At 68.8% G+C, this 21,269-nt stretch carries 19 protein-coding genes; 8 read left to right on the top strand and 11 right to left on the bottom strand.

Annotated features, from left to right (window positions below; all coding sequences use genetic code 11):
* The first annotated feature begins 15 nt into the window (after positions 1–15).
* From E5F05_RS01320 to E5F05_RS21085, 3 genes are read left to right on the top strand one after another with little or no spacing between them, the layout of a single operon-like run.
* Entirely contained in the window at positions 16–1,239 is a 1,224-nt protein-coding gene (locus E5F05_RS01320) for a M23 family metallopeptidase (protein WP_129117236.1), read from the top strand.
* The gene (locus E5F05_RS01315) at positions 1,236–2,831 is read left to right on the top strand and encodes a serine hydrolase (RefSeq protein ID WP_129117235.1); all 1,596 of its coding nucleotides are present in this window, start codon (positions 1,236–1,238) and stop codon (positions 2,829–2,831) included. Before E5F05_RS01320 ends, E5F05_RS01315 begins: the two co-directional genes overlap by 4 nt.
* Positions 2,828–2,965, top strand: coding sequence for a hypothetical protein (locus tag E5F05_RS21085; protein WP_164973291.1), 138 nt, complete (start codon positions 2,828–2,830; stop codon positions 2,963–2,965). Before E5F05_RS01315 ends, E5F05_RS21085 begins: the two co-directional genes overlap by 4 nt.
* Positions 2,966–3,417: 452 nt before the next feature.
* Here E5F05_RS21085 and E5F05_RS01310 read toward each other — a convergent pair whose 3' ends face one another.
* From E5F05_RS01310 to E5F05_RS01295, 4 genes are all read right to left on the bottom strand, one after another.
* The gene (locus E5F05_RS01310; RefSeq protein WP_184117626.1) at positions 3,418–4,080 is read right to left on the bottom strand and encodes a response regulator transcription factor; all 663 of its coding nucleotides are present in this window, start codon (positions 4,078–4,080) and stop codon (positions 3,418–3,420) included.
* Positions 4,059–6,344, bottom strand: coding sequence for a histidine kinase (locus E5F05_RS01305; protein ID WP_129117234.1), 2,286 nt, complete (start codon positions 6,342–6,344; stop codon positions 4,059–4,061). The genes E5F05_RS01310 and E5F05_RS01305 overlap by 22 nt, the downstream gene beginning before the upstream one ends.
* Before the next feature lie 33 nt (positions 6,345–6,377).
* A complete protein-coding gene (locus tag E5F05_RS01300; RefSeq protein ID WP_129117233.1) occupies positions 6,378–6,974 on the bottom strand; it encodes a hypothetical protein in 597 nt (198 codons plus the stop codon).
* Between the two features lie 544 nt (positions 6,975–7,518).
* Complete coding sequence (locus E5F05_RS01295) at positions 7,519–8,010, bottom strand: cupin domain-containing protein (RefSeq protein ID WP_129117232.1); 492 nt, start codon at positions 8,008–8,010, stop codon at positions 7,519–7,521.
* 244 nt (positions 8,011–8,254) lie between these two features.
* Between E5F05_RS01295 and E5F05_RS01290 the strand changes: the two genes are divergently transcribed.
* Positions 8,255–8,551, top strand: coding sequence for a DUF6916 family protein (locus tag E5F05_RS01290; protein ID WP_129117231.1), 297 nt, complete (start codon positions 8,255–8,257; stop codon positions 8,549–8,551).
* Here the strand turns inward: E5F05_RS01290 and E5F05_RS01285 are convergent.
* The 7 genes from E5F05_RS01285 to E5F05_RS01255 all read right to left on the bottom strand — a co-directional run bounded on the left by E5F05_RS01285 (position 8,544) and on the right by E5F05_RS01255 (position 17,486).
* Positions 8,544–9,050 (bottom strand): GNAT family N-acetyltransferase, encoded by a 507-nt coding sequence (locus E5F05_RS01285; protein ID WP_206732969.1) that lies wholly within the window; start codon positions 9,048–9,050, stop codon positions 8,544–8,546. The genes E5F05_RS01290 and E5F05_RS01285 overlap by 8 nt on opposite strands.
* Positions 9,047–9,571: a phage tail protein gene (locus E5F05_RS01280; RefSeq protein ID WP_129117230.1), complete on the bottom strand. Its 525-nt coding sequence runs from the start codon at positions 9,569–9,571 to the stop codon at positions 9,047–9,049. Before E5F05_RS01280 ends, E5F05_RS01285 begins: the two co-directional genes overlap by 4 nt.
* Before the next feature lie 10 nt (positions 9,572–9,581).
* Entirely contained in the window at positions 9,582–10,088 is a 507-nt protein-coding gene (locus E5F05_RS01275) for a phage tail protein (RefSeq protein WP_129117229.1), read from the bottom strand.
* 15 nt (positions 10,089–10,103) lie between these two features.
* Positions 10,104–10,601, bottom strand: a complete 498-nt coding sequence (locus tag E5F05_RS01270; RefSeq protein WP_129117228.1) for a phage tail protein — start codon at positions 10,599–10,601, stop codon at positions 10,104–10,106.
* A gap of 63 nt (positions 10,602–10,664) precedes the next feature.
* Positions 10,665–14,981, bottom strand: coding sequence for a beta strand repeat-containing protein (locus E5F05_RS01265; RefSeq protein ID WP_129117227.1), 4,317 nt, complete (start codon positions 14,979–14,981; stop codon positions 10,665–10,667).
* A 13-nt stretch (positions 14,982–14,994) separates the two neighbouring features.
* Positions 14,995–16,608: an invasin domain 3-containing protein gene (locus E5F05_RS01260; protein WP_129117226.1), complete on the bottom strand. Its 1,614-nt coding sequence runs from the start codon at positions 16,606–16,608 to the stop codon at positions 14,995–14,997.
* Between the two features lie 11 nt (positions 16,609–16,619).
* Entirely contained in the window at positions 16,620–17,486 is an 867-nt protein-coding gene (locus E5F05_RS01255) for a hypothetical protein (RefSeq protein ID WP_129117225.1), read from the bottom strand.
* A 479-nt stretch (positions 17,487–17,965) separates the two neighbouring features.
* Between E5F05_RS01255 and E5F05_RS01250 the strand changes: the two genes are divergently transcribed.
* From E5F05_RS01250 to E5F05_RS01235, 4 genes are read left to right on the top strand one after another with little or no spacing between them, the layout of a single operon-like run.
* Positions 17,966–18,421 (top strand): MarR family winged helix-turn-helix transcriptional regulator, encoded by a 456-nt coding sequence (locus E5F05_RS01250; protein WP_129117224.1) that lies wholly within the window; start codon positions 17,966–17,968, stop codon positions 18,419–18,421.
* Positions 18,418–19,392 carry a ring-cleaving dioxygenase gene (locus E5F05_RS01245; RefSeq protein WP_129117223.1) on the top strand — a complete coding sequence of 325 codons (975 nt, stop codon included), beginning with the start codon at positions 18,418–18,420 and terminating at the stop codon, positions 19,390–19,392. Before E5F05_RS01250 ends, E5F05_RS01245 begins: the two co-directional genes overlap by 4 nt.
* 2 nt (positions 19,393–19,394) lie before the next feature.
* Entirely contained in the window at positions 19,395–20,363 is a 969-nt protein-coding gene (locus E5F05_RS01240; RefSeq protein WP_129117222.1) for a ring-cleaving dioxygenase, read from the top strand.
* A 45-nt stretch (positions 20,364–20,408) separates the two neighbouring features.
* The gene (locus tag E5F05_RS01235; RefSeq protein ID WP_129117221.1) at positions 20,409–21,263 is read left to right on the top strand and encodes an SDR family NAD(P)-dependent oxidoreductase; all 855 of its coding nucleotides are present in this window, start codon (positions 20,409–20,411) and stop codon (positions 21,261–21,263) included.
* The last annotated feature ends 6 nt before the right edge of the window (positions 21,264–21,269 follow it).

Here is a 21,269-nt window from a genome sequence, read left to right as displayed (position 1 = left end):
ACACGTGGAGGGATCATGACGGCTCTTCTCTTCCGACTCGCGGCCCGGACGGGTGTGTGGGCCGCCAGCGTGCTGGCCGTGCTCGGGTCTGTGGCCCTCACGCAAGGCACCCTGGCCGGGGCGGGCGAGCGCTACACGCCGGTGGTCCAGTCGGTGCCCTCACCGCCACGCTGGTTTCTGGGGACGGACGGCCAGGTGCACCTGGTGTACGAGCTGCTGCTGACCAACGCCTTTCCGGTGCCCGTCACGGTGACTTCGGTCGAGGTGCTGGGGACCGCGCCCAGCCGCCCGCTTGCCAGGTTCAGCGGCGACCGCCTGAGTGCGGCGATGTCGCTCCTGGCGACCGGCAGTGTGCCCACGACAACGCTTCCACCTTCTGGCGTGGGGGCGGCGTGGCTGGATGTGCCTCTGCCCACTCCGCAAGCGCTTCCCGGTGAGGTGCTGCACCGGGTCACGGTGAGCGTGCCACCCGGCCTGCCGGTGCCCACCACCATCACCGACACAGGCGGAGCCGCCAGGGTGGACCTCAGGCCGCCGACGGTACTCGGCCCGCCCCTGCTCGGTTCCGGCTGGGCCGCCATCGGGAGTTGTTGCGACGGTCCGCATCGCCGGGCCATCCAGCCCATCAACGGGCGCCTGCACCTCAGCCAGCGCTTCGCCATCGACTTCAACCGGCTTGGTGAAGCCTCGCGGATCGTGGTCGGTGACCCCTATCTCAACGTGAGCTATCCAACCTATGCCCAGCCGGTGCTGGCGGTCGCCGATGCCACCGTGCTTGAGGCGGTGGACCGGTACCCCGATCAGGTTCCCAATCACCCACGCCCGGTGGGGATCGAGGAGGCCGATGGCAACCACGTGATCCTCGACCTGGGCGGTGGGCGTTTCGCGTTCTACGCTCACCTCAAGCCCGGCAGTGTGGGCGTTCGCGCGGGTCAGACCGTGCGGCGGGGACAGATGATCGCCCAGGTGGGCAACTCGGGCAGCTCGAGCGGCCCCCACCTGCACTTTCAGGTGATGGACCGTCCCTCGGCGCTGGCCGCCGACGGCCTGCCGTATGTCTTCGACTGTTACGAGATCAGTGGGCGGACGCCGCCCCTGGACGTCCTGCTTCAGTCCGACCCGCGCACGCCGGTCCCGGTTGACCCGCAGACGGCCGGGCCGCAACGGGCGAGCCTGCCGCTTGGCCGCGATGTGCTCACCTTCCCCCCGGTTCCGACACCCTCAAGGAGTTGCCCATGAACACGAAACCCGTTGTCGCCCTGCTGGCCCTGCTGGCTCCGCTGACTCTGGCTCAGACCAGTTCCGCCGCGCGAGCGGGTACTCCTGCCGGTCAGCTCGCCCTGCTGACCCAGGCCACCCCCGATGCACGGGTCAATGCCGCCCTGGGTCAGCTCGACGCCCTGGCCCGGCAGACCCTGGAACGGACCCATATCCCCGGTATGGCCATCGCGGTCGTGTACAAGGACCAGGTGGTGTACCTGAAGGGCTTCGGGGTGCGCGAGGTCGGCAAAGAGGGTTCCGTGGACCCGGACACGGTGTTCCAGCTCGCCTCGATGTCCAAACCCCTGGCCTCGACGGTCGTGGCGCGGCTGGTGGGCGAGGGGGTGGTGGGCTGGGACGATCCGGTGGTGTGGCACGACCCTGGCTTCGAGCTTTCCGAACCGGCCGCCACGCGCGAGGTGACGCTGCGCGACCTGTTCTCGCACCACAGCGGCCTCCCCGAAGTCGCCCCCGACCTGCTGGAAGACCTGGGCTTTGGCCGCGACGAGATCCTGTACCGTCTGCGCTATCTGCCGCTCCCCAAGGGCTTCCGGGGCCAGTACGCCTACTCCAATTACGGCATCACCGAGGGCGCGGTGGCGGCGGCGAAGGCGGCCGGACAGTCCTGGGAGGACCTGTCCGCACAGAAGCTGTACGAACCCCTCGGGATGACCTCCACCAGTTCGCGGTTGTCCGATTACCTCGCCGCGAAGGACCGCGCCTCGCTGCATGTGCTGGTGGGCGGGAAGTATGTCGCCAGGTATCAGCGCGATCCCGATCCCCAGTCTCCCGCCGGGGGCGTGAGTTCGACCGTCCGTGACCTGGCCCAGTGGCTGCGGCTACAGTTGGCGGGCGGCAAATTCAATGGGCGGCAGCTCATTTCCACGGACGCCCTGCGCGAAACCTACGTGCCCGAGGCGCGGCGGGCGTCTCCGGGGAATCCCGCCACCGACCGAACAGGCTTCTACGGCCTGGGCTGGGACATCGACTACGACTCGGCGGGTCGCGTGCGGATCGGCCACTCGGGGGCCTTCATGCTGGGGGCGTCCACCACCGTCACGATGGTGCCGTCGGCGGACCTGGGCATCGTCGTCCTGACGAACGCCGCGCCCGTCGGCGCTTCGGAGGCCGTGGCCCAGACCTTCATGGACACCGCGCTGGATGGGAAGCCCCAGCGTGACTGGGCGGCTCTGTACCAGCAGGCGTTCGAGGCCATGTCCGCCGGTGTGCTGGCGAGCAGCGACTACAGCAAGCCCCCGCAGCCCGTCGCGCCCGCCCTGCCGCCCAGCAGCTACGTGGGCACCTACACCAGCGACTTCTACGGCAACGTGCAGATCGTGGAGCGTGGCGGTGGGCTGACCCTGGTCATCGGACCCAGGCAGCTCCAGTATCCGCTCACGCACTACGACCGTGACGTGTTCACCTTCGCGCCCACCGGGGAATCGGCCAGGACGATCAGCGGTCTCACCTTCCAGATCGGCCTGGATCAGAAGGCCTCCAGCCTGAACATCGAATCCCTGGACGTGGCGGGGCAGGGGACGTTCACGCGTGTGGTGGGCGGCGCACCATGAAACCCGGTCTTCGAAACCACCTGCACGCGCTCAGCACGAGGACACGGGTGAATCTGAACCCAGAGGAGCGGCGGCGTCGGGCGGTGGCGGCCATCGCCAAGCAGGAAGTGACGACGCTCCTCGACCTGTTGTAAGTGGGCCGATGACCGGCTCAAGGAGCACATGCGCGGAAGTTGACGCTCTGCACTGGTGGAACTGGAGTTTACATATACGCCAGCAGATGTGCCTCACCGAGGGTCGTGGCAAGTTGTTGGCTTTAAGGAAAGCCGGGAGCCGGAGAACCTCAGGCGGCCTGCTGCACTCCTTTGCTCCAAGTCTTGAAGGCTTCTGCCCAGGGAGGTCTGGGTGCCGTTTTTCGCCTTTCTTGACAGTGTGGACGCTGTGACAGGCAGGACACTCGGGCACTCCACCATCGCATCACTTTCGGTAGCCACCACCGAGGAGGGAACCCATCAGCCCCTCCCCGGATGGACCATCAACTGGCATCCGGCGGCCCACGTATCCCGTCCTATCCTCAAGTGAACGGGACCCACAGCGTTCACGTATCCACCGGCTTCCCGACCCACACCGGGGATCACGCACGTCTTCACCCCCCGCCGTCCGTACCCCCCAGGCCCGCCTCCCTGGCCTTCACGATGGCCTGCGCCCGGTCGGCCACCTGCAATTTGCTGAAGATGTTCGAGATGTAATTGCGCACCGTTTTGGAACTGAGGGCCAGCCGCTGCGCAATCTCCCCGTTGTTCAGCCCGCCCGCGATCAACTTCAGGATGTCCAGCTCGCGCCCCGTCAGTTCCGGGAAGGCGCTCACCGGCAGGGCGGACTGGGGCGTCTGGAAAAAGCGCAGCACCCGCGCCGCGATACTGGGGCTGAACAGCGCCTCCCCGCTCGCCACCGCTTCCACCGCGCGCAGCAATTCCGTCTGATCCGCGCCCTTCACGATGTACCCGCGCGCCCCCGCGCGCATCGCCATGAACACGGATTCGTCGTTGTCGAACATGGTCAGCACCAGAATGCCCACATGCGGCCAACGGGACAAGGCGGCGCGGGTCGCCTCGATGCCGTTCAGGCCCGGCATCTGAAGGTCCATCAGGATCACGTCCGGCATGGTATCGCCGGTCTTCTCCAGCACCTCCTCCCCTGTGGCGGCCTCGGCCACGACCTCCACCGTCGGCAGGGAGGCCAGCAACACCTTCAGCCCCTGACGGAAGAGGCGGTGGTCATCCGCGATCAGGAGGCGGATGCGTTCCATGTGAGCCCTCCTCCCGCCCGTACCGGCAGGACCGCGTGCAAACGTGTGCCGCCTGCGGACGATACCAGCGTCAGGCTGCCGCCGAGTTCCTCCGCCCGTTCGCGCATGGACCGCAACCCCACTCCACCCGGAGCGTGCGCCGGGAAGCCCAGCCCGTCATCCTGCACCTCCACCGTCACCTGATCCGCCACGTGGACCCTCAGTTCGCAGTGGGAGGCGTGCGCGTGCCGAACGACGTTCGCCAGGGCCTCCTGCACGATTCGGTAACACGCGACTTCCGTCGCGGCGGGCAGGTGCGTCAGGTCGCCCGTCAGGGTCAGCCCGACGCGAAGGGCGCCGTCGTACCCCCGGGCCTGCTCACGGAGCGCGCCCTCCAGGCCCAGCTCATCCAGCGCGGGCGGGCGCAGGGCATACACCAGACGCCGGATGCCCGCCAGAACGTCCTGGGTCTGGCCCTTGAGTTCCAGCAGCAGGTCGTCCACGCGCGTGACGTCGCTCCCCAGCAGGTTTCTGGCGGCGTCGAGCTTCACCGCCAGCGTGGCCAGTTCCGGTCCCAGCCCGTCATGCAGGTCACGCCGGATGCGCCGCCGCTCCTCCTCGCGGGCCGCGACGAGCGCCTCGCGGGACCGCTGCAAGTCGAGGTACTGCCGCACGACGAACACGGCCACACTCGTCTGCTGCGCCACCGTGTCGAGGAGCTTCCGCTCCATGGGTTTGAAGGCGTCTCCCACGCGGGGGGCGAGGCGCAACTCCCCCACCGTCTCCCCCTGGTGGACGAGCGGCCAGGTGAGCACCTCCCCAGCGGGCGTGCCCGCCCAGGCCACTACCCGGGCCTGCTCCCCCGAGTCGAGGGTGATGGCGACGTACGGCAACTTCAGCGTTCCCGCGATGGTCTGGGTGATGGCGGGCAGCAACGCCGAAGGGTGAGCAGCGCGCCCGACACGGTCGCTGAGCGTCCGCAGCACCTGGTACGGCTCGTCCCGCTCCCCGTACAGCAGGCGGTTCACGCCGCGTTGCAGCCCCCGGCGCAGGGGGTCGAACAGCACCGCGATCAGTCCGGTCGCCAGCAGCGACAGGGTGCCATCCGCGGGCAGGCCCAGCAGCGACCCCAGGCCGCGCACGACGAGGGCGTACACCCCGACGACGCCCGCCGTCAGCCCTCCGTACACGAGCGTGCGGTTCAGGATCACGTCGATGTCGAACAGGCGGTACCACAGCAAGGCAATGGTCGTGCAGACGGTGTACACGAGGTCGCACAGGCAATCCTCGATCAGCAGCCGCGAGAGCCACGGCACGGCGGGAAGCGCCTGAAGCTGCCACGCCCCGTGCAGGACGGTGATCAGGCTGGAGAAGCCGTACCCGAAGCCGAACCAGCGCACCTGTGCCCGGCGCGGCCCCTCCCGCACCGTCACCAGCAGGTAGACCACCACGGCGAGACTGAGCAGGTTGTACGCGGACATCAGGTGGAACACCAGGGGGGCATTCCCGGTGACCCAGATGACCGCCAGCACGACCCAGGGAACGCCGTACATCAGGAGGTACGTCCACCCGGTTCGCAGGACCCGGCTGGGGGTGGGAAAGCTCAGGATGAAGTGCAGCCCCAGCGGGGGGACGACCAGCCAGAACACCATCGAACCCAGAAGCCGCGCCAGGTAGAACGCGGCGGGGACGAGCGTGTCCGCCACACTCAGCAGTGACCCGGTGGTGCTGATGGCGGCGGCGACCGGAACGGCTTGCAGCAGCAGGAACAGTTGCGCGCTGCGGTACGTGGGTCGCCGCCAGAACACGTAGGCGGCCAGGACGAACCCCAGCCAGACGTACACGCCTCCCACGGGCGGGTCGATGAAGGTGTACCAGGCGGCTTTCGCCACCCCCCCGGCCGACCAGTAGCCCAGCGGGACCTCCAGGGTCAGCGTCTCCCCCGCCCGCTCCACCATGTACTCGACCGTCTGTCCCGCCGTGTAGTTCAGGGGGGACGGTTCGAAGCGGACGGCATGGCCCATCAGTTCGGTCATGGGCACGCCCTGCACCGCCAGCAGGTGGTCCCCCTCCCGCAGCGGGGAGGGCAGGCCCAGCAGGTTCTCCTGAAAGACCGGCGTCTCATCCGGCGCCGCGGCCGTTCGCCACCCGTCGGTGGGCAGGGACAGGCGGTAGGCCTTCTGCCCGGCGGACACGAGCAGCAGCAGCAGGACCAGCCCCAGCGTGACCCAGGCGGAGCGGCCCAGGCGCGAAAAGACGGGTCGGTGACCGGACTGCTCAGGCATGCCCATGACGTCCTCGGCGGCTGTGCGAGCGGCTTACGGAAGCTTGACCAGTTGCACCAGCATTGTGACACCCCTCGGTGTCCGCCCGCCGAAGAAGTCCTGGGTCGTCAGAGTTCCCGGTGTGGCGAGCGTGGGCGTCTCCGTCCCCTCCGGCCCGCACGGGCAAGGGATGACGTGGTTCTGGCTGTTTGCGCGCGGAGCGTACAGCAGGGAGTTTCTCGCCCAGATGGTCGGCTTGCCCTTCAACACGCCGTCCGGGAATCCGGAGGTGCGGAGGAAGGCCTCGGCTTTCTCGCCGTAAATGCACATCCCCGAGAAGGGCTTGACGTGCGGCTCGTCGCAAGCATCTTCTGGCCCGGCGCCAGGACGGCCACGGAAGATGTTGGAGCCGATGTAGGTCATGGTGCGCCCGTCGCTGTGGATGTGCCCGAAGAAGCTGAAGCTCTCCCACCACGGGGGGAGGACCGGCTGGCCGAACGCAGCAACACACAGCGCCTCAGTCTCACAGCGCATCTCGATGGTCCAGGCGTACTCCCCGGCGGGCAAGGCCTGGGGGGGCTGGGCCTGGCTCCCCGCACCCCCTCCGAGGCTCGCGAGCAGCAACAGGGCGGTCTGCATACTGTTGGTCATAAAGACCTCCTCGCCGCAACGGTAGGCCGGGCGATGTCCCAAGCGCATGGGAGCAGGGTCCGGGGGGCATGGGACACCCCTTGCCTCTTGACGCCCGCAGCGAGAACGGTGTTGGAGGTGCCTTTCCTCCAACACCTCCATTCGCTGCTTCGCAGCTTTGCAAGTCCCAAACGCTCTCTTTATTTCGCTCGCTCTGCTCTGCAAGTCCGCGCGGTCAAAAAGCAGGGCTCTTTTTGACAAAAGCTCTATATGCAACTCCAAGCGGCGATGACGTGCACACTGATGGCTATGCGTGAGCTACCGCTCCAGCGACCAGGCGCGTACCTGCTCAGCCAACTGCAAGAGGCCGGGTAGATCGAGGCTGTCTATCGGACCTCCTGACCTACCTGACCTCACGTGCTCATTTCCAGACCACCCTGCGGTATGCAGAAAGCAGCGATGCTCCAGCCGGTGCGGAGCTGAGGAAATGGCGGCGCCAGTCAGCTTTGGCTGCCTTCTCGCTTCCTAAGGCATGTGGGGGGTCACCGCACACGACCATACGGGGTCACCCGTCCCCCGGAAAATCCACGAACTCGTAGCCGTAACGTTCCGTGAACACCCGCAGCCGCACCTGTTGCCCGGCATCGTCTGGCCTGGCCTGCAAGGGGTGGTGGCCTTCAGCGGCCTCCACGAAGAACCGGTCCATCCCGCCAGGTGAAAAAATCAGCAGCACGTGCGTCTCGTTCGCGGTCTGGTTCGACGGTTGATGCACCACCCCGCGCGGAATCACCACGAATGTTCCGGCCCCCGCCCGAAGCGTCTCGTCTCCCACCCGAACGGTCAATTCGCCCGCGAGCACGTAAAAGGTTTCCTCGTGGTCGCGGTGCAGGTGCGGCCTCGGCCCGGGCGAGTGGGGCGGGAGGATGTTGTCATGAACGGAGTAGGCACCAGCCGTCATCGCGTCGGGGACCTTGAGGACCATCCGTCCCCCGATGGGATTCACGAGGACGCGGCCGTCCTCTGGACCCACCTTGCGGGCGTGTTCTTCAGCCGTCATGCTACCCTCCTGCCGCAGGTGCCCACGTCCTGGAACGTCATGCTGTGCCGATGCTTCCGCATAGTACCTGCCGATTCGTCCCGCACTCTGTGGCCGAGGCCCTGGCCTTAGGTTTCGCCCGTCGGTATCGTGGCCCCCTGCCACGCTTCCGGCTTGTGCAGACGGAAAAGGTTACGTCCTCGCCGGATCGGCCCCCAGCCCACACCCGCCCGTCGTGCCGCCCGGTTCCTTTTATGCTGGGGGAATGCTCCCGACCTGGACGTTTACCGCCCTCGAACCGCTTGTCGGCCAGACCTTTCTGCTGCACCTCGCGCCGGACCAGGTGCAGTCCCTCCGGCTGTCCGAAGCGCAGGCCCTCGGGGAGCCCCGCGGGGAAGGCGTCAGCGTTCCCTTTTCCCTGCTGTTCCACGGCCCTGCCCAGCCCTGGGCCGCCCAGGGCACCTATCACATGGAGCAGGCTGAGCTGGGTGCCCTCGACGTGTTCCTGGTCCCGCTGGGGCCGGACGCGCGGGGTATGCGCTACCAGGCCATCTTCAACTGACGCCGGGCGGGCGCCACTCCAGGAACCAGTACAGGCCGCGTTCCTCCAGCTGGACGAAGCCCAGCCGCCGGTAGAGCCGCAAGGCCGGGTTGAACCCCTCCACATGCAGCCGCACCGGCTTCGCCTCGCGCGCCGCGCCCCGCATCACCTCGCGGATCAGGGCCGTGCCGATGCCCCTGCCCCGGCACGCGGGCAGCAGGGTCAGCTCCATCAGCCTGTGTTCGTCTTCACGGCGGTGGACGTAGAGCCGCCCCACCGGCAGACCGCCTTGCTCAATCACCCGGAACTCAGCCCCGGGGTAGGACGCACGGTAATAGGCGTCCTGGGCCAGGAACTGCTGGCGCAGAAAGGCCACCTTCTGTTCTTCCGGCCAGGCCACCCGCGCGAGTTCCTCCGCACGGGTGCTGGTATAGAGGTCCAGCAGGAAGGTCTGGTCGGCCGGGGCCGTGTCCCGGTAGGTGATCCCCCGCAGGACGCCGCGCAGGTCCTCCGGCGTCAAGGGCGGGCGGGATACACGCCTTGCAGCGCGATGCAGAAGTTCAGGACGAGGTACGGCTGCATGTTGTTGTGCGGCTGGTCCGACCCGGCGGGCGCGAGGGCCTGCGGCGCCAGCGCCGTCAGCGGCGGCGTCCCGCCCACATAGGCATGGCCGCCCGTCGAACTGGCCAGCGCCAGCGTCGGCCCCGGCGCCAGGTTATCGCCCGGGAAGGGGTTCGCCCGCAGGGCATGGGTGTGGGCGGGCATCTCGGAGGCCAGCAGCGTCACCGTGGCCGAGCCGCCTATCTCGCCCAGCGAGTGCGCAGACAGCCCCGGCCCCTCGCCCGGCTGCATCGGCGCGCTGCCTTGCAGATTGGGGAGCGCGAAGGTGGACTTGCCGTCGCCGCCGTAGACCGTGCCCAGCAGCGAGAACAGCGCCGTGTTCTGCGACAGGGGCATGAGCTGCCCGTTGCAAAAAGCCCAGCCCCTGGGTGCGAAGTTAAAGGGAAAGATGCGGATTTCCGCCAGGAAAGGTTCTGCCATGTTCGGCTCCTCAGCTCGGGCTGGGGTACAGCCCGAAGAGCGAGATGATGAAGTTCACGCACAGGTACGGCTGGAGGTTGCTGTGCGGCTGGCTGCCGCCCGCCCCGCCGACGGCCTGGGGGGCCAGGTTCGCCGCCGGGTCGTCCTCCACGTAAAGTTGGACGCTGCCCGGATTGGTCGCCAGCACCGCGCTGCCCGGATTGGGCGTACTGCCGGTGGCGGTCGAGGCAAGCAGCGGGTGGCTGTGAAGCGGCGTCTGGTTGACGGTCAGGGCCACTTCCTCGACCCCGCCGCTCGTCGCCAGAGGATAACCTGCCCCCTGATGGACCGGGATGCGCCCGCGCAGGTCCGGCAGACCGAAGGTGTTCTCGCCGTCGCCGCCGTAGGTCGTGCCGAGCAGGTTGAACAGCGTTTCGTTTTCCGAGATGGCGAGCAGTTGGCCCGCGCAGAGTTCCCAGCCCACGGGCGCGAACGTTCCGGCGAACATACGAATCTCACCGACATAGGGATCACTCATGTCAGCCTCCTCTCTTCAGTTGGGGGTGGGAAAGATGCCCTGCAACGCGATGCAGTACGTGAGCGTCAGGAAGGGCTGCCGGTTCTCGTGCGGCTGGCTCCCCCCGGCGCCCGTGACCGAGGCGGGATGCAGGGACGTGGAGGGCGCCGCCGTCTGATACCCACCGCTGAAAGCGCCCAGAAAGGCGTTCGCCGGGGCGCTGGCCGAGCCGTTGCTGCTCGCGGCATTCAGCGCGTGCGTGTGTGCCGGAAGCTCGGCGAGTGAGAGCGTATGCGCCTCTTCCCCACCCCGTTCGCCCAGCGTGTGGCCGCTCCCGGCGTGGATGGGCACCCGCCCCTGGAGGTTGGGCAGCGCGAAGGTCGTCCGCCCATCCCCGCCGTAGGTCGTGCCCAGCAGCGAGAACAGCGCCTGATTCTGGTTGATCGGCAGAAGCTGCCCGTTGCACAAGGCCCAGCCGCGCGGCGCGAAATTGAAGCTCATGATCCTGATCTCGGAAAGAAAGGGTTCTGCCACAAGGCCTCCTGTGAAAGCACGGCAATCCCGGCGGGTGTTGGACGGCCCGCCGGGGAAGAAGGGTCAGGGGGTGGAGCAGGGGGCGCCGCCGACGAAGCCGCCCGCACCCGGATAGGTGGCGACGCTGGTGGCCGCCGTGGCCGACGCCCCCCCGTTGTTGCTCTGGACGAAGTTCATGACGGCAGCAGTATCGTTATTCGCTCCGACGTAGCCCGGCAGCCGCACGGTGGTCATGAACCGCTGCCGCAGGACGATATCGTTTCCGGCGCCGACACCCGAGCCAGTCAGGCTGTTCCCGCTGATGCTGGCGCAGACCTGGTAGGCGTCCGGGGTACCGCCCGGGCTGTTCGAGGTGGTGCCCGAGTTCAGGTAGATGCCGTAGATCAGCGCGCCGCCGTTCCCCGGATTGCTGATGGTGTTCCCGGTGATCGTCGCGTTCAGCGCCGCGTTGTGGGTCGTGGTGCCCGACGCCGACTGCGCGATACCGCCCGCCTGGAGGGAAACCCCATAGTTGTTGTACTGGTAGATCCGGTTGTTCTGGATCGTGGCCGAGTTGCTGCCCTGCACCGCCGAGATGAGCTGGATGCCCGACCCCTGCTGTGACCCCGAGTTCGCCACACCCGCCACGCCGATGGTGTTGCCCGAGATCGTGCCGCTGAAGGTGCCCGCGTCGATCAGTTTGGAAACCAGCAGCGCGGTGCCCAGCGCGTCGCGGAAGGTGTTGTTCGTGATGCTGTAAGTGAGCCTGGGGCTGTAGCCGACCGCGCCCCCGCTCGTGAGCGTCATGCCGCCCCCGCCGCTGACGATGCTGGGGTGATTGTTGGAGAGGGTGTTGTTGCTGAAGACCAGGTCCGCCGTCGGGCTGCCGGTCAGATTCAGCATGAAGAGTTGATCGCGGGCAGCGGTGAGGCGGCTGTTCTGCACCGTCACCTTCATCACGGCGCTGCCCTGCGGCTCGATCAGGACGCTGTTGCCGCCCGCCGTGCTGTTCGCCCCCACCGTCACGTTGTCGAGCAGGAGGCGGTCGAGGGCGCCCGACGTGTTGGTCACGCGCAGGTTGTTGGCCCGCCCGCCGCTGATGCTGCTGTTGCTGAAGCTGGCTGCGCCCGTCAGTTCGGTGAAGTACACGCTGCCCTCGGTGTAGGGGGCGTTCTCGTTGCTGCCGTTGGTGCCGCTGACCGTGCTGCCCGCGAGCGTGAAGCCGCTGACCCCGCTCCCCCGGATGGCGAAGTTGGGGTGGTCATTGAGTTGCATCCCGTTGAGACTGACGTTGCGCGTGTTGTTCAGGGAGATGCCGATGCCGCCCGTGGTCCCGTCGGCCCCGACGGTGTTCTGGATGGTGCCGCCGGACCCCGCCGCGCCGGTCCCGCTCACCGTCAGGCCGCCGCCGCCCCCAGTGTTGTTCAGCACGATGCCGTTGGTGCCACCGCTGGCGCTGATGCTCTGGAAGTTCAGGCCGCCCGCCCCGATGCTGGTGTCCGAAACGTTCAGCGCGGTGGCACCGGTGCTGCCCAGGGTGCTGCCGGTCCCGGTGGCCGTTACGGTGCCGCCGCCGGTCGCGCTGAAGCCGATGGTGTTCGTGGTGGCGATCTTGAGGGGACCGCTGAAGTTGACGGTCGCGCCCGTGTTGTTGCTCAGCGACACGCCGCGCGCCGCACCCGCCGGGTTGAGCGCCCCCGAGAAGGTGACGGTGCCGCCCGTCTTGCCGGAGACATTGACCGCGAGCGCACTCGCATTGCTGATGCTCCCCGGATACGTGAACGAGCCGCTGCCCCCGCTGACCTTGAAGGCGTCCCCGCTGGCCCCCGAGAGCGCATCACCTGCCGCGCCCAGCGTGGCCGTGCCGTTCACGTTGGAGAGCAGCACGTTGTTGGCGCCGCCCGTCGAGCGCAGCGTGGAGAAGCTGCCGGACAGCGTCCCGTTCGTGAGGCTCAGGGCCTGGCCGCCGGTGTTGATGCCCACCTCGGCAACGGTGAGTGTGCCGAAGCCCGACCCGCCGAGGGCCGTCCCCGCCGCGTTCCCCAGGTTGAAGCCGCGCAGCGTGTTGTTGCTGGCCAGGTTGAGGCCGTTTCCGCCCGAGGTGATCGTGGGCGGCGTGCCGCCGGTGGCCGGAAGGGCCGCGTCGGCGGGCACGGTCAGGCCGGACGCGGCGCCCAGGGAGACGCTGCTGCTCTGGCCGATCAGCTTCTGCCCGCCACGCAGGGTCAGGGGGCCGCTGTAGCTACCCGCGCCGGTCGCCAGGAAAACCGTGTCGTTGTCGGCGGGGTGCAGGGCCGCCCCGTCGTTGACGGCGGCAAAACTGGCGAGGTCCCTGAAAGGCGCGCCCTGCCGCCCGTCCCCACCGGGCGCGGCGGCGCTGTCCACGAACCAGATGCGGCCCGCGACGGTCAGGTTCACGCTCGCGGTTTTGCTGCCGAAACCGTTCGCCACCGTGTAGTTGAAGCTGGTGGTGCCGGTGAACCCGGCGGCGGGCGTGAAGCTGAAGGTGCCGTCCGGGTTCACGCTCACCGTGCCGCCGCCCCCGGTCGTGGTGGTGTCGGCCCCGGTCACGCGCAGGCCGCTGCCCGTATCGTTGGCGAGCAGCGAGAAGCCCGAACCGCCCGCCCTGGCGGTGTTGACCGGCACGTTGCCGATCACGGTGGGGGTATAGGTGTCATTGACCGCCGCAGGTCGCACCCCCACCGCGAGGGTCACGGTCCCGTCCGACGTCCCCACGCTGTTGCCCAGCCGGTACTGGAACGTGAAGTTCCCGGTGAAGCCCTGCGCGGGCACGAAACTGAAGCTGCCGTCCGCGTTCACCTTGAGCGACCCGCCCGTGCCGAAGGTGACGCTGCTGCCCGCCGCGTGATCCGCGACATTGCCCCCCAGATCGCCCCCCCCGAAGGAGGCGATGGCCCCCACCGGGAAGCCCCGGTTGTCGTTCGCCAGCAGGCCCGTCGTGGAGGACGCCGCGACGGTCAGGGGCGCCGTCTGATTGAAAGCGACGTGGTACGGATCGCCGGGAGCACTGGTCGCGCCCGGCCCGTCCGGCGCGGCGGTGGGCGGCCCCTGGATGCCGATGGTGTCGCTGCTGCCGGTGACCGTCACGCCGTAGTCGCTGGTGGTCGCCGTGACGGTCTGGGTGCTGCCCGCGGCCCCGGTCGGCGTGTAGGTGACGCTGGCCTGCCCGCTGGCGTCCGTCGTGGAGGTCGGGCTGGAGAAGCTGCCCGTGCCGCTGCTGCTCCAGGTCACCACGTCGCCCGCTTTCTTGAGCGGCTGGTCGGAGGCGTCGAGCAGCTGCGCGGTGAGGGTCACCGGGTCGCCCGACCTGGGCGCATAGGTGCTGGCCGTCACCTTGAAGGTCACGTGGACGGCCTGCGTGTACGTGAAGGTCTGGGTCAGGGGCGCCCCGAGCCGGAGGGTGACCGACACGCTCCCGCCGCCCGGCGTGTAGCGGTTGACCCCGCTGTTGATGACCTGCGGCGTGAGGGTATAGGCCCCCGGCACCAGAGCGGCGCTGCCGCGCACGGTGAGGTCGGGCAGGGCCGCGCCCCCGCCGTCCTGAAGCTTGACCGGCCCGGTCACGTCGGTGGGCAGCGCCGCGTTCGCGTCCAGCGTCAGCGCCACGGCGTTGGCGACGTGGAGCGCAGTGACCACCGTGCCCGTGCAGGCGTCGCGGCGCAGCGACACCACCGCATCGGTCAGCTTGGCGTTGGCGGTGGTCAGGGTGAAGTTGCCCAGGTGGTCGTCGGCGCTGACCTGCACGTCCGGCGAGGCGGGGCAGGCGTAGAGGGCGGGCGTCCCCGGTCCGCTCACGACCTGATTGGCCGGGTCGTACTGGGTGGCGCGGAAGTTGCGCGGGGTTCCGGCGGACAGCAGGTAGGTGCTGACGCCCACGTTGTCGTCGCTGGCGGCCTGGGTCGGCTGCACCTGCACGCCGTTCACCACGGCGGTCAGCGTGAAGTTCAGGCTGTTGGTCACCCCGGCGTCCAGCGTGCGGCTTTCCGGGCCGAAGGTGCCCAGCAGACTGCCGGTCCCGTCCTGGCCCGCGTAGGCGGTGACCGTGAAGGTGTGGGCGCCGGGCGGCGCGACATCGGTCAGGGTGAAGGTACACAGCACCGGCCCGCTGCCCGTGCAATTGGGTTGCCCGGTGCCCGCCGCGAAGGTCTTGGCCGTGCCATCGATGGTGACCTTGACGGACTGGGTGGCGCTGGACACGTACTGCGGCGTCAGGGGGGCGGCTTCCGGTCCCGCCGGAATCAGGATCGCGAGTTGAGCCGAGGCGAGCGCCGGGGAGGCCGGAGGCGTGGGCGGTGGGGGCGCCTTCACCTCGGGAGAGGCGGAACAGGCGGCGAGCAGCACGGTCAGCAGACCGAGACGCCAGGAGGGGGAACGGCGCATAAAGTCTCCGGTGTCAGTTGATGGTGATGGTCACGGCGGTCACGGTCACGTCGAAGGTGAAGCTCTGACCGTTCGTGTCCTGCACGGTGATGGTGCTGATGCCGACCCCGACGGGCGTCACGGTGAGGGTGCCGCCGCTGAGGCTGGCGGTCGCCACGCCGGTGTTGCTGCTCGCCGCGCTGAAGCTGCCGCTGTAGTGGTCTTCCTGCACCGTGAAGGTCTTGGCGGCGGCGGAGGCGAAGTCGTACCGCGCCCCGGCGCTCAGGCTGGTGCTGCCGTCCTTCACGACCAGCGGGTAGGCGCTGACCATCAGGTCGGCCTGGCTGACCAGTGTGCCGTTCACGCGGGCGTCGAACGTGACCTTGCCCGGCGTGGAGGGCGCCGTGACGCTGTAGGTGTAGACGTTGCCGCTGCTGCTGGTCGCCGTGACCGTCGCGCCCGCCGGGCCGCTGATCACGGGGGTGGCCGTGACCGGGTTGCCGTTGGCGTCCTTGAGGGTGAGGGTCAGGGTGGTCGTCGCCTCCACCTTCACGCTGTCGGGCGTGAAGACCAGGGTGGAGGTGACCCCGGCAGGCTGCCCCGCCACGCTGGTAAAGGTCGCGCTCTGGCTCACGCCGTCGCTGGTGGCCGTGACGGTGCCGCTGCCGACCGCCGGACTGGTTACGACGGTCGTGCGGGCGGTCCCGGCGGCCCCGGTGGTGACCGGCGTGGTGACGGTGCCGTTGGTGGTGACAAAGGCGACCGAACGTCCGCTGATCGGCAGCGGATTGCCGCGCCCGGTCCTCAGGGCAGCGGTCGCCAGGACGCTCGACCCGGCCACCGGCGAAGACGTGTCCAGCGTCAGGCTGAGCGTCTCGGCGGGCACGCGCACGCTGCCGCTGGTCAGGACCGTGCCCGCCCCGCAGTTGTCGCCCGTGACGACGCTCAGGGTGGTGGTCTGGTCCTGGCCGGTCGGTTCAGGCGCCGTCAGGGTGTAGCGTCCCCGCCCGGTCGCCGCGACCACAAAGGCGGCGTTGCTGCTGCACAGCAGGTCGTCGGGGCGGCCCGGATCGACGATGATCTGGCCGCTGGGATCGGTGAGGGCCACGCCCAGCGCGTAGTCGCCCCCCCGGTCCAGGTCGGTGGTCCCGCTGCCGTTCGTCACCTCGGCGGCGCGGTCGGTGAAGGTGTAGCTCGCGCCCGCCGCGACGCCCGTCAGGGTGATGCTGAGGGGATTGTCCTGGCCCAGGTTCACGCTGACGGTCTTGCTGGCCGTCGCCAGCACCGTGAGCTTGCTGTCCAGCGCGTCCACCGTCAGGGTGAGGTCGTTCCCGGCGGCGACCTTCAGGCTCAGCGTGAAGGTGCAGGTGGTGCCCTCGGCGCCGGTCACGCAGTGGTCGCTGCCCGTGGTCACCGGCAGGGTCTGGTCGGTGCCGCCGATGCGGATACGAATCTGGGTGGTGCTGCTGGACACGTACTGCGGGGCGATGGCGGCGGGATCGGCGGCGCGCGGAATCTTGACCGTGACGGTCACGCGGGTAGCGGCCACCGTCACCGGGGGCGGGTTCTGGGTGGTGGGACCGGGGGCTTGGTTGCAGCCAGCGAGCAGCAGGGCGCTCAGGAGCAGCAGGGCGCGGGAGGTGTTCATCGGGAATCCTTTCAGTTCAGCCCGACCGAGGTGGTCGTGACCGTGACGGGAACGGTGGCCGTCTGATCACCGGACTGGAAGACCAGGACGCAGGTCCCGGCCTTCAGCGGCGTGACGGTAAAGGTGGCGCTGGGCGCCCGGCCCTGATCGGGCGTGATGCTGACGATGCCCGCGCAGGTGCCACCGGGGGTGATGGGGGCCGTTTCCCCGGCCCGGGTAACGGTCAGGGTGAGGGCGTCCGGGGTGCCCGTGAAGTCCAGCCGGTTGGGCGTGACCGCCAGCGCCTGCACGGGCGGCGGGGCGGTGGTCACCACGAACACGCCGCTGGTGTTGCCCACGGTCGCCACCGCCGCGACCGCCGTGCTGTAGGCGTTGCTGGCCTGCACCCGCAACTGCAACCGGTCGCCGTTCTGCACGGTCCCGGCCGCCCCCGCGCGCGCTTCGCCGTTCACCAGCAGCGTGCCGCCCTGGACCTTCACCGGGGCGGCGGCGGTCAGGCCGGACAGCGTGACGGCCTCGCTGGTGACCGTGCTGCCGGGCACGGCACCGCTCACGGGCGGGAACGTGAAGGGATCGGGCGAGACGACCGCAGGCGCCCCCGCCGTGCAGACCAGCACGACCGGCACCTGGGTGACCGGACGCGGGGGTGTGGAGCGCAGCGTCACCTGGCCTACCCGCGTCTCGGGTGCGGCACCACAGGTCGCCGTGGCCGTGAGCTGCCGGTCGCTGACCGGGGTCAACGTGAGCCAGTCGGGCGCCGTGTCCACGCTGGAAGTGGTCCCGTCCGTCCAGCCGGGAAGGGCCAACGTGGCCCTCGCCGTCTGCCCCACTGGCGCGACCAGCACCAGTGGCTCCAGGGTGGGCGGCAGGGGCGACACGGAGACTTGCAGGCATGCCGTGAGCAGTGCAGGCAGACAGATGAGCAGCCGAGGAGTTCTCCCCATCAAGACCTCCAGAATAAGAAGAGGGGCAGGCCGCCGAGGCGCTGCTCAGGCTGAGGCGCGCCCTCTTTCGTAGCTCAGCCCAGGCGTTTAAAAATCCTTGTAACTCTACCCATATTTTTCTAAGGCTGCTGTCATCTTCTCCCCACCCCCCAATGGGGGTACTCGTCTTGGCGCTCGCCCCCACGTGCCCACACCGGGCGTGAGGGGGTCTGGATACGCTTCCGCACGGTTGTAGAGGCAGGGGTCACACTAGCGGTGAATCGCGGCGGCCATTCCTGGCGCGTTGGCGGCGGTCAGCGGGCGCTCCTCATAAAAGCAGGGGATATCGCCTCACTTACTTGCTTTGCAAAGCAAATAGATGTAAGATGAACCCAATGAAGTGGTGGCGGTGGCCCGCCGCCCGAGGAGGACCGATGCCCCAGCTTTCCAGCACTGAACTGCGCGCCTGGCGCGGCTTTCTGCATACCCACGACACCCTCTGGAAGACCCTGGACACGGACCTCGCCCGCGAGTTCGACCTGAGCCTGCCCGCCTACGAGCTGCTGCTGTCCCTGGAAGACGCGGGGGAAGCGGGCGTGCGGATGACCGACCTGGCCCGCAGCCTGCGCTTCTCGGGAGGCGGACTGACCCGGCTGGTGGACCGGCTCCAGCAGGGCGGCCTGCTCGAACGCCGCCGCTGCGCGACCGATGGCCGGGGGTTCGAGGCCGTCCTGACGCCGGAGGGCCGCCGCCTGCTGAAGCGGGTCCACGTCAAGCACCTCCAGGCCGTGCGCGCCCTGTTCCTGGACCAGCTCACGCCCGAGGAGCAAGCCACCCTCGCCGCGATCTGGGACAAGCTCCAGTCGTCCCTACAGGAGAAGCCTTCATGACCACATCCTCTCTGCACTTCAGTGGCATTCACCACGTCAGCGCGCTCACGGCACGGGCCGAGCGGAACCACGCCTTTTACACCCAGGTGCTGGGTCTGCGGCTGGTGAAGAAGACCGTCAACCAGGACGACCCGCAGATGTACCACCTGTTCTACGCGGACGGGGCGGGCAGTGCGGGCAGCGACATGACCTTCTTCGACTTTCCCCGCGCGGCGCGGGAACACCGGGGCAATGACAGCATCACCCGCACCACCTTCCGCGTGACGGGCCGGGAAGCGTTGGCGTTCTGGGCCGGGCGCCTGACCCGTGAAGGTGTGCCGCACGGCGGCATCGTCACCCGTGACAGCCGCCTGCACCTGGACTTCGAGGATTCCGACGGCACCCGCCTCTCCCTGATCGACGACGGGGGCGAGGGACCGCGCGGTGTGATCAACCCGCTGACGGACATTCCCGCCGCCTTCCAAATCCAGGGCCTGGGGTACAGCGGCTTCACGGTGGCGGACCTCGCGCCCACCCGCGCCTTTTTCGAGCGCGGCCTGAACCTGCGGGAGGTGCGGACGTATCCCACGGAAGCGTTTACCACCCACGTCTTCCAGATGGGGGAGGGCGGCCCACACGCCGAGCTGCACGTCACCGGGCGGGACGACCTGCCCCGGCACCGCCCGGGCGCGGGAGGCGTCCACCACGTCGCGCTGCGCGTGCGGGACGAGGCGGAACTGCGTGGCTGGCTCGCGCACCTGGAGGAAGCGGGCTACCCGAACAGCGGGCAGGTGAACCGCCACTACTTCCAATCGGTCTACATCCGCGACCCGAACGGCCTGGTGATCGAACTCGCCACCGACGGCCCCGGCTTCACCACCGACGAAGCCCTGGAAACGCTGGGCGAGCGCCTGGCCCTGCCGCCCTTCCTCGAACCGCGCCGCGCGGCCATCGAAGCCCACCTCCGCCCCCTTTCCCTGCAAGGAGCCTGACCATGACCAAGAGTGACCTGCACTTCAGCGGCATCCATCACCTGACCGCCGTGTCCGCGAACATCCGCGAGAACAAGCGCTTCTACACGCAGGACCTGGGGATGCGGCTGGTGAAGCGCAGCGTGAACCAGGACGACACCAGCGCCTATCACCTCTTCTATGCGGACAAGGTGGCGACGCCGGGAACGGACCTCACCTTCTTCGATTGGCCGGTGGAACGTGAGCGCCGGGGCAATCACACCGTCACCCGCACGGCCCTGCGCGTGAAGGACGACCAGAGCCTGCGCTACTGGCAGGACCGCTTCGGGAAGCTGGGCATCCGGCACGGCGACCTCACGGAGCGGGACGGGCGGCTGTATCTGGATTTCGAGGACCCGGAGGGGCAGCGCCTCAGCCTGGTCACGGACGGCGGGGCGGGCGACGCGCCGACGCCCTGGGAGCAGAGCCCGGTGCCCGCCGAGCACCAGCTTCGCGGCCTCGGCCCGATCACCATGACCGTGCCGAACCTGCGGACCACCGATCTGGTGCTGCAAAAGGTGATGAACCTGCGCCCGGTGCGTGAGTACCCCGACCCGGAAAGCCCCGCGCACACGGTCCACGTCTACGAGATGGGCGAAGGTGGTCCCCACGCCGAACTGCATGTGGCGGTGCGACCCGACCTGCCCCCGGCCCATCCCGGCGCGGGCGGCGTGCATCACGTCGCCTTCCGGACGCCGAACGACGAGCAGTACCACGCCTGGAACGAGCGCCTGAACCAGTTTGGGATTCGCAGCAGCGGTGAAGTGGACCGTCACTACTTCCGCAGCCTGTACTTCCGTGAGCCGAACGGCGTGCTGTTCGAGATCGCCACGGACGGCCCCGGCTTCGGCGTGGACGAGGACATGGCGACGCTGGGCGAGAAGACCATCCTGCCGCCCTTTCTGGAGCCGCGCCGCGCGCAGATCCTGGCGGGCCTCAAGCCCCTGGACTGAAACTGAGGGGGGCGCCCAGCCGTCTGTCCTTCCGGAGGAGAAACTATGCAGCGTTTGGCCGACAAGACCGCCGTCGTGACCGGGGCCGCCCGTGGCATTGGCCGGGCCATCGCCGTCGCCTTCGCCCGTGAGGGTGCGGTCGTCGTGGGCCTCGACCAGGCGGGACAGGTCAGCAAGACCACCGCCTATCCCCCGGCGACTCCCGCCGATCTGGAAGAGACGGGCCGCCTGGTACGGGAAGCCGGGAGCCGCTTCATCGGCATTCAGGTGGACATCCGTGACCTGGCCGCCCTGCGGGGCGTGGCCGAGCGGGTCAGGAACGACCTGGGCCACCTGGATATCCTGGTCGCCAATGCGGGCATTCAGGTGTTCGCGCCGTTGTTGGAAATGAACGACGCACAGTGGAACGACGTGATCGACACCAACCTGACCGGGACGGCCAACACGGTGCGGGCCTTTGCCCCCCTGATGGCCGAGCGCGGGTACGGGCGGATCATCGTGACGGCCTCGGGCCAGGGCAAGAAGGGCCTGCGGCACGGTAGCAGCTACGCGGCTTCCAAATGGGGCATCATCGGCTTCATGAAGTCGGCGGCGATGGACCTGGGCCAGCACCACATCACGGTGAATGCCCTGGTGCCGGGGCTGATCTCCACCGACATGACCTGCAACGAGACGCGGCTGACCGAAGCCTACGAGGACTATAGACCCCCCACCTCCCAGCCGCCGAGCGTGCAAGAGGTCGCGCGGGTGCGGGCCGAACACTCCCCGCTGGGGCTGCCCTGGCTGCCACCCGAAGACATAGCCCCGATGGTGGTCTTCCTAGCCTCGGACGAGGCGAAACACATCAGCGGGGCCACCTTCGCCGTGGACGCCGGGGCGAGCAGCGAGTTCACCGGCTGAGCCGTA

Origin of the sequence: Deinococcus metallilatus (genome assembly GCF_004758605.1) — a bacterium.
Taxonomy (GTDB): Bacteria; Deinococcota; Deinococci; order Deinococcales; family Deinococcaceae; genus Deinococcus; species Deinococcus metallilatus.
Note: the sequence above shows the minus strand (reverse complement) of the source record. Positions and strands in the feature narration are given on the sequence as shown.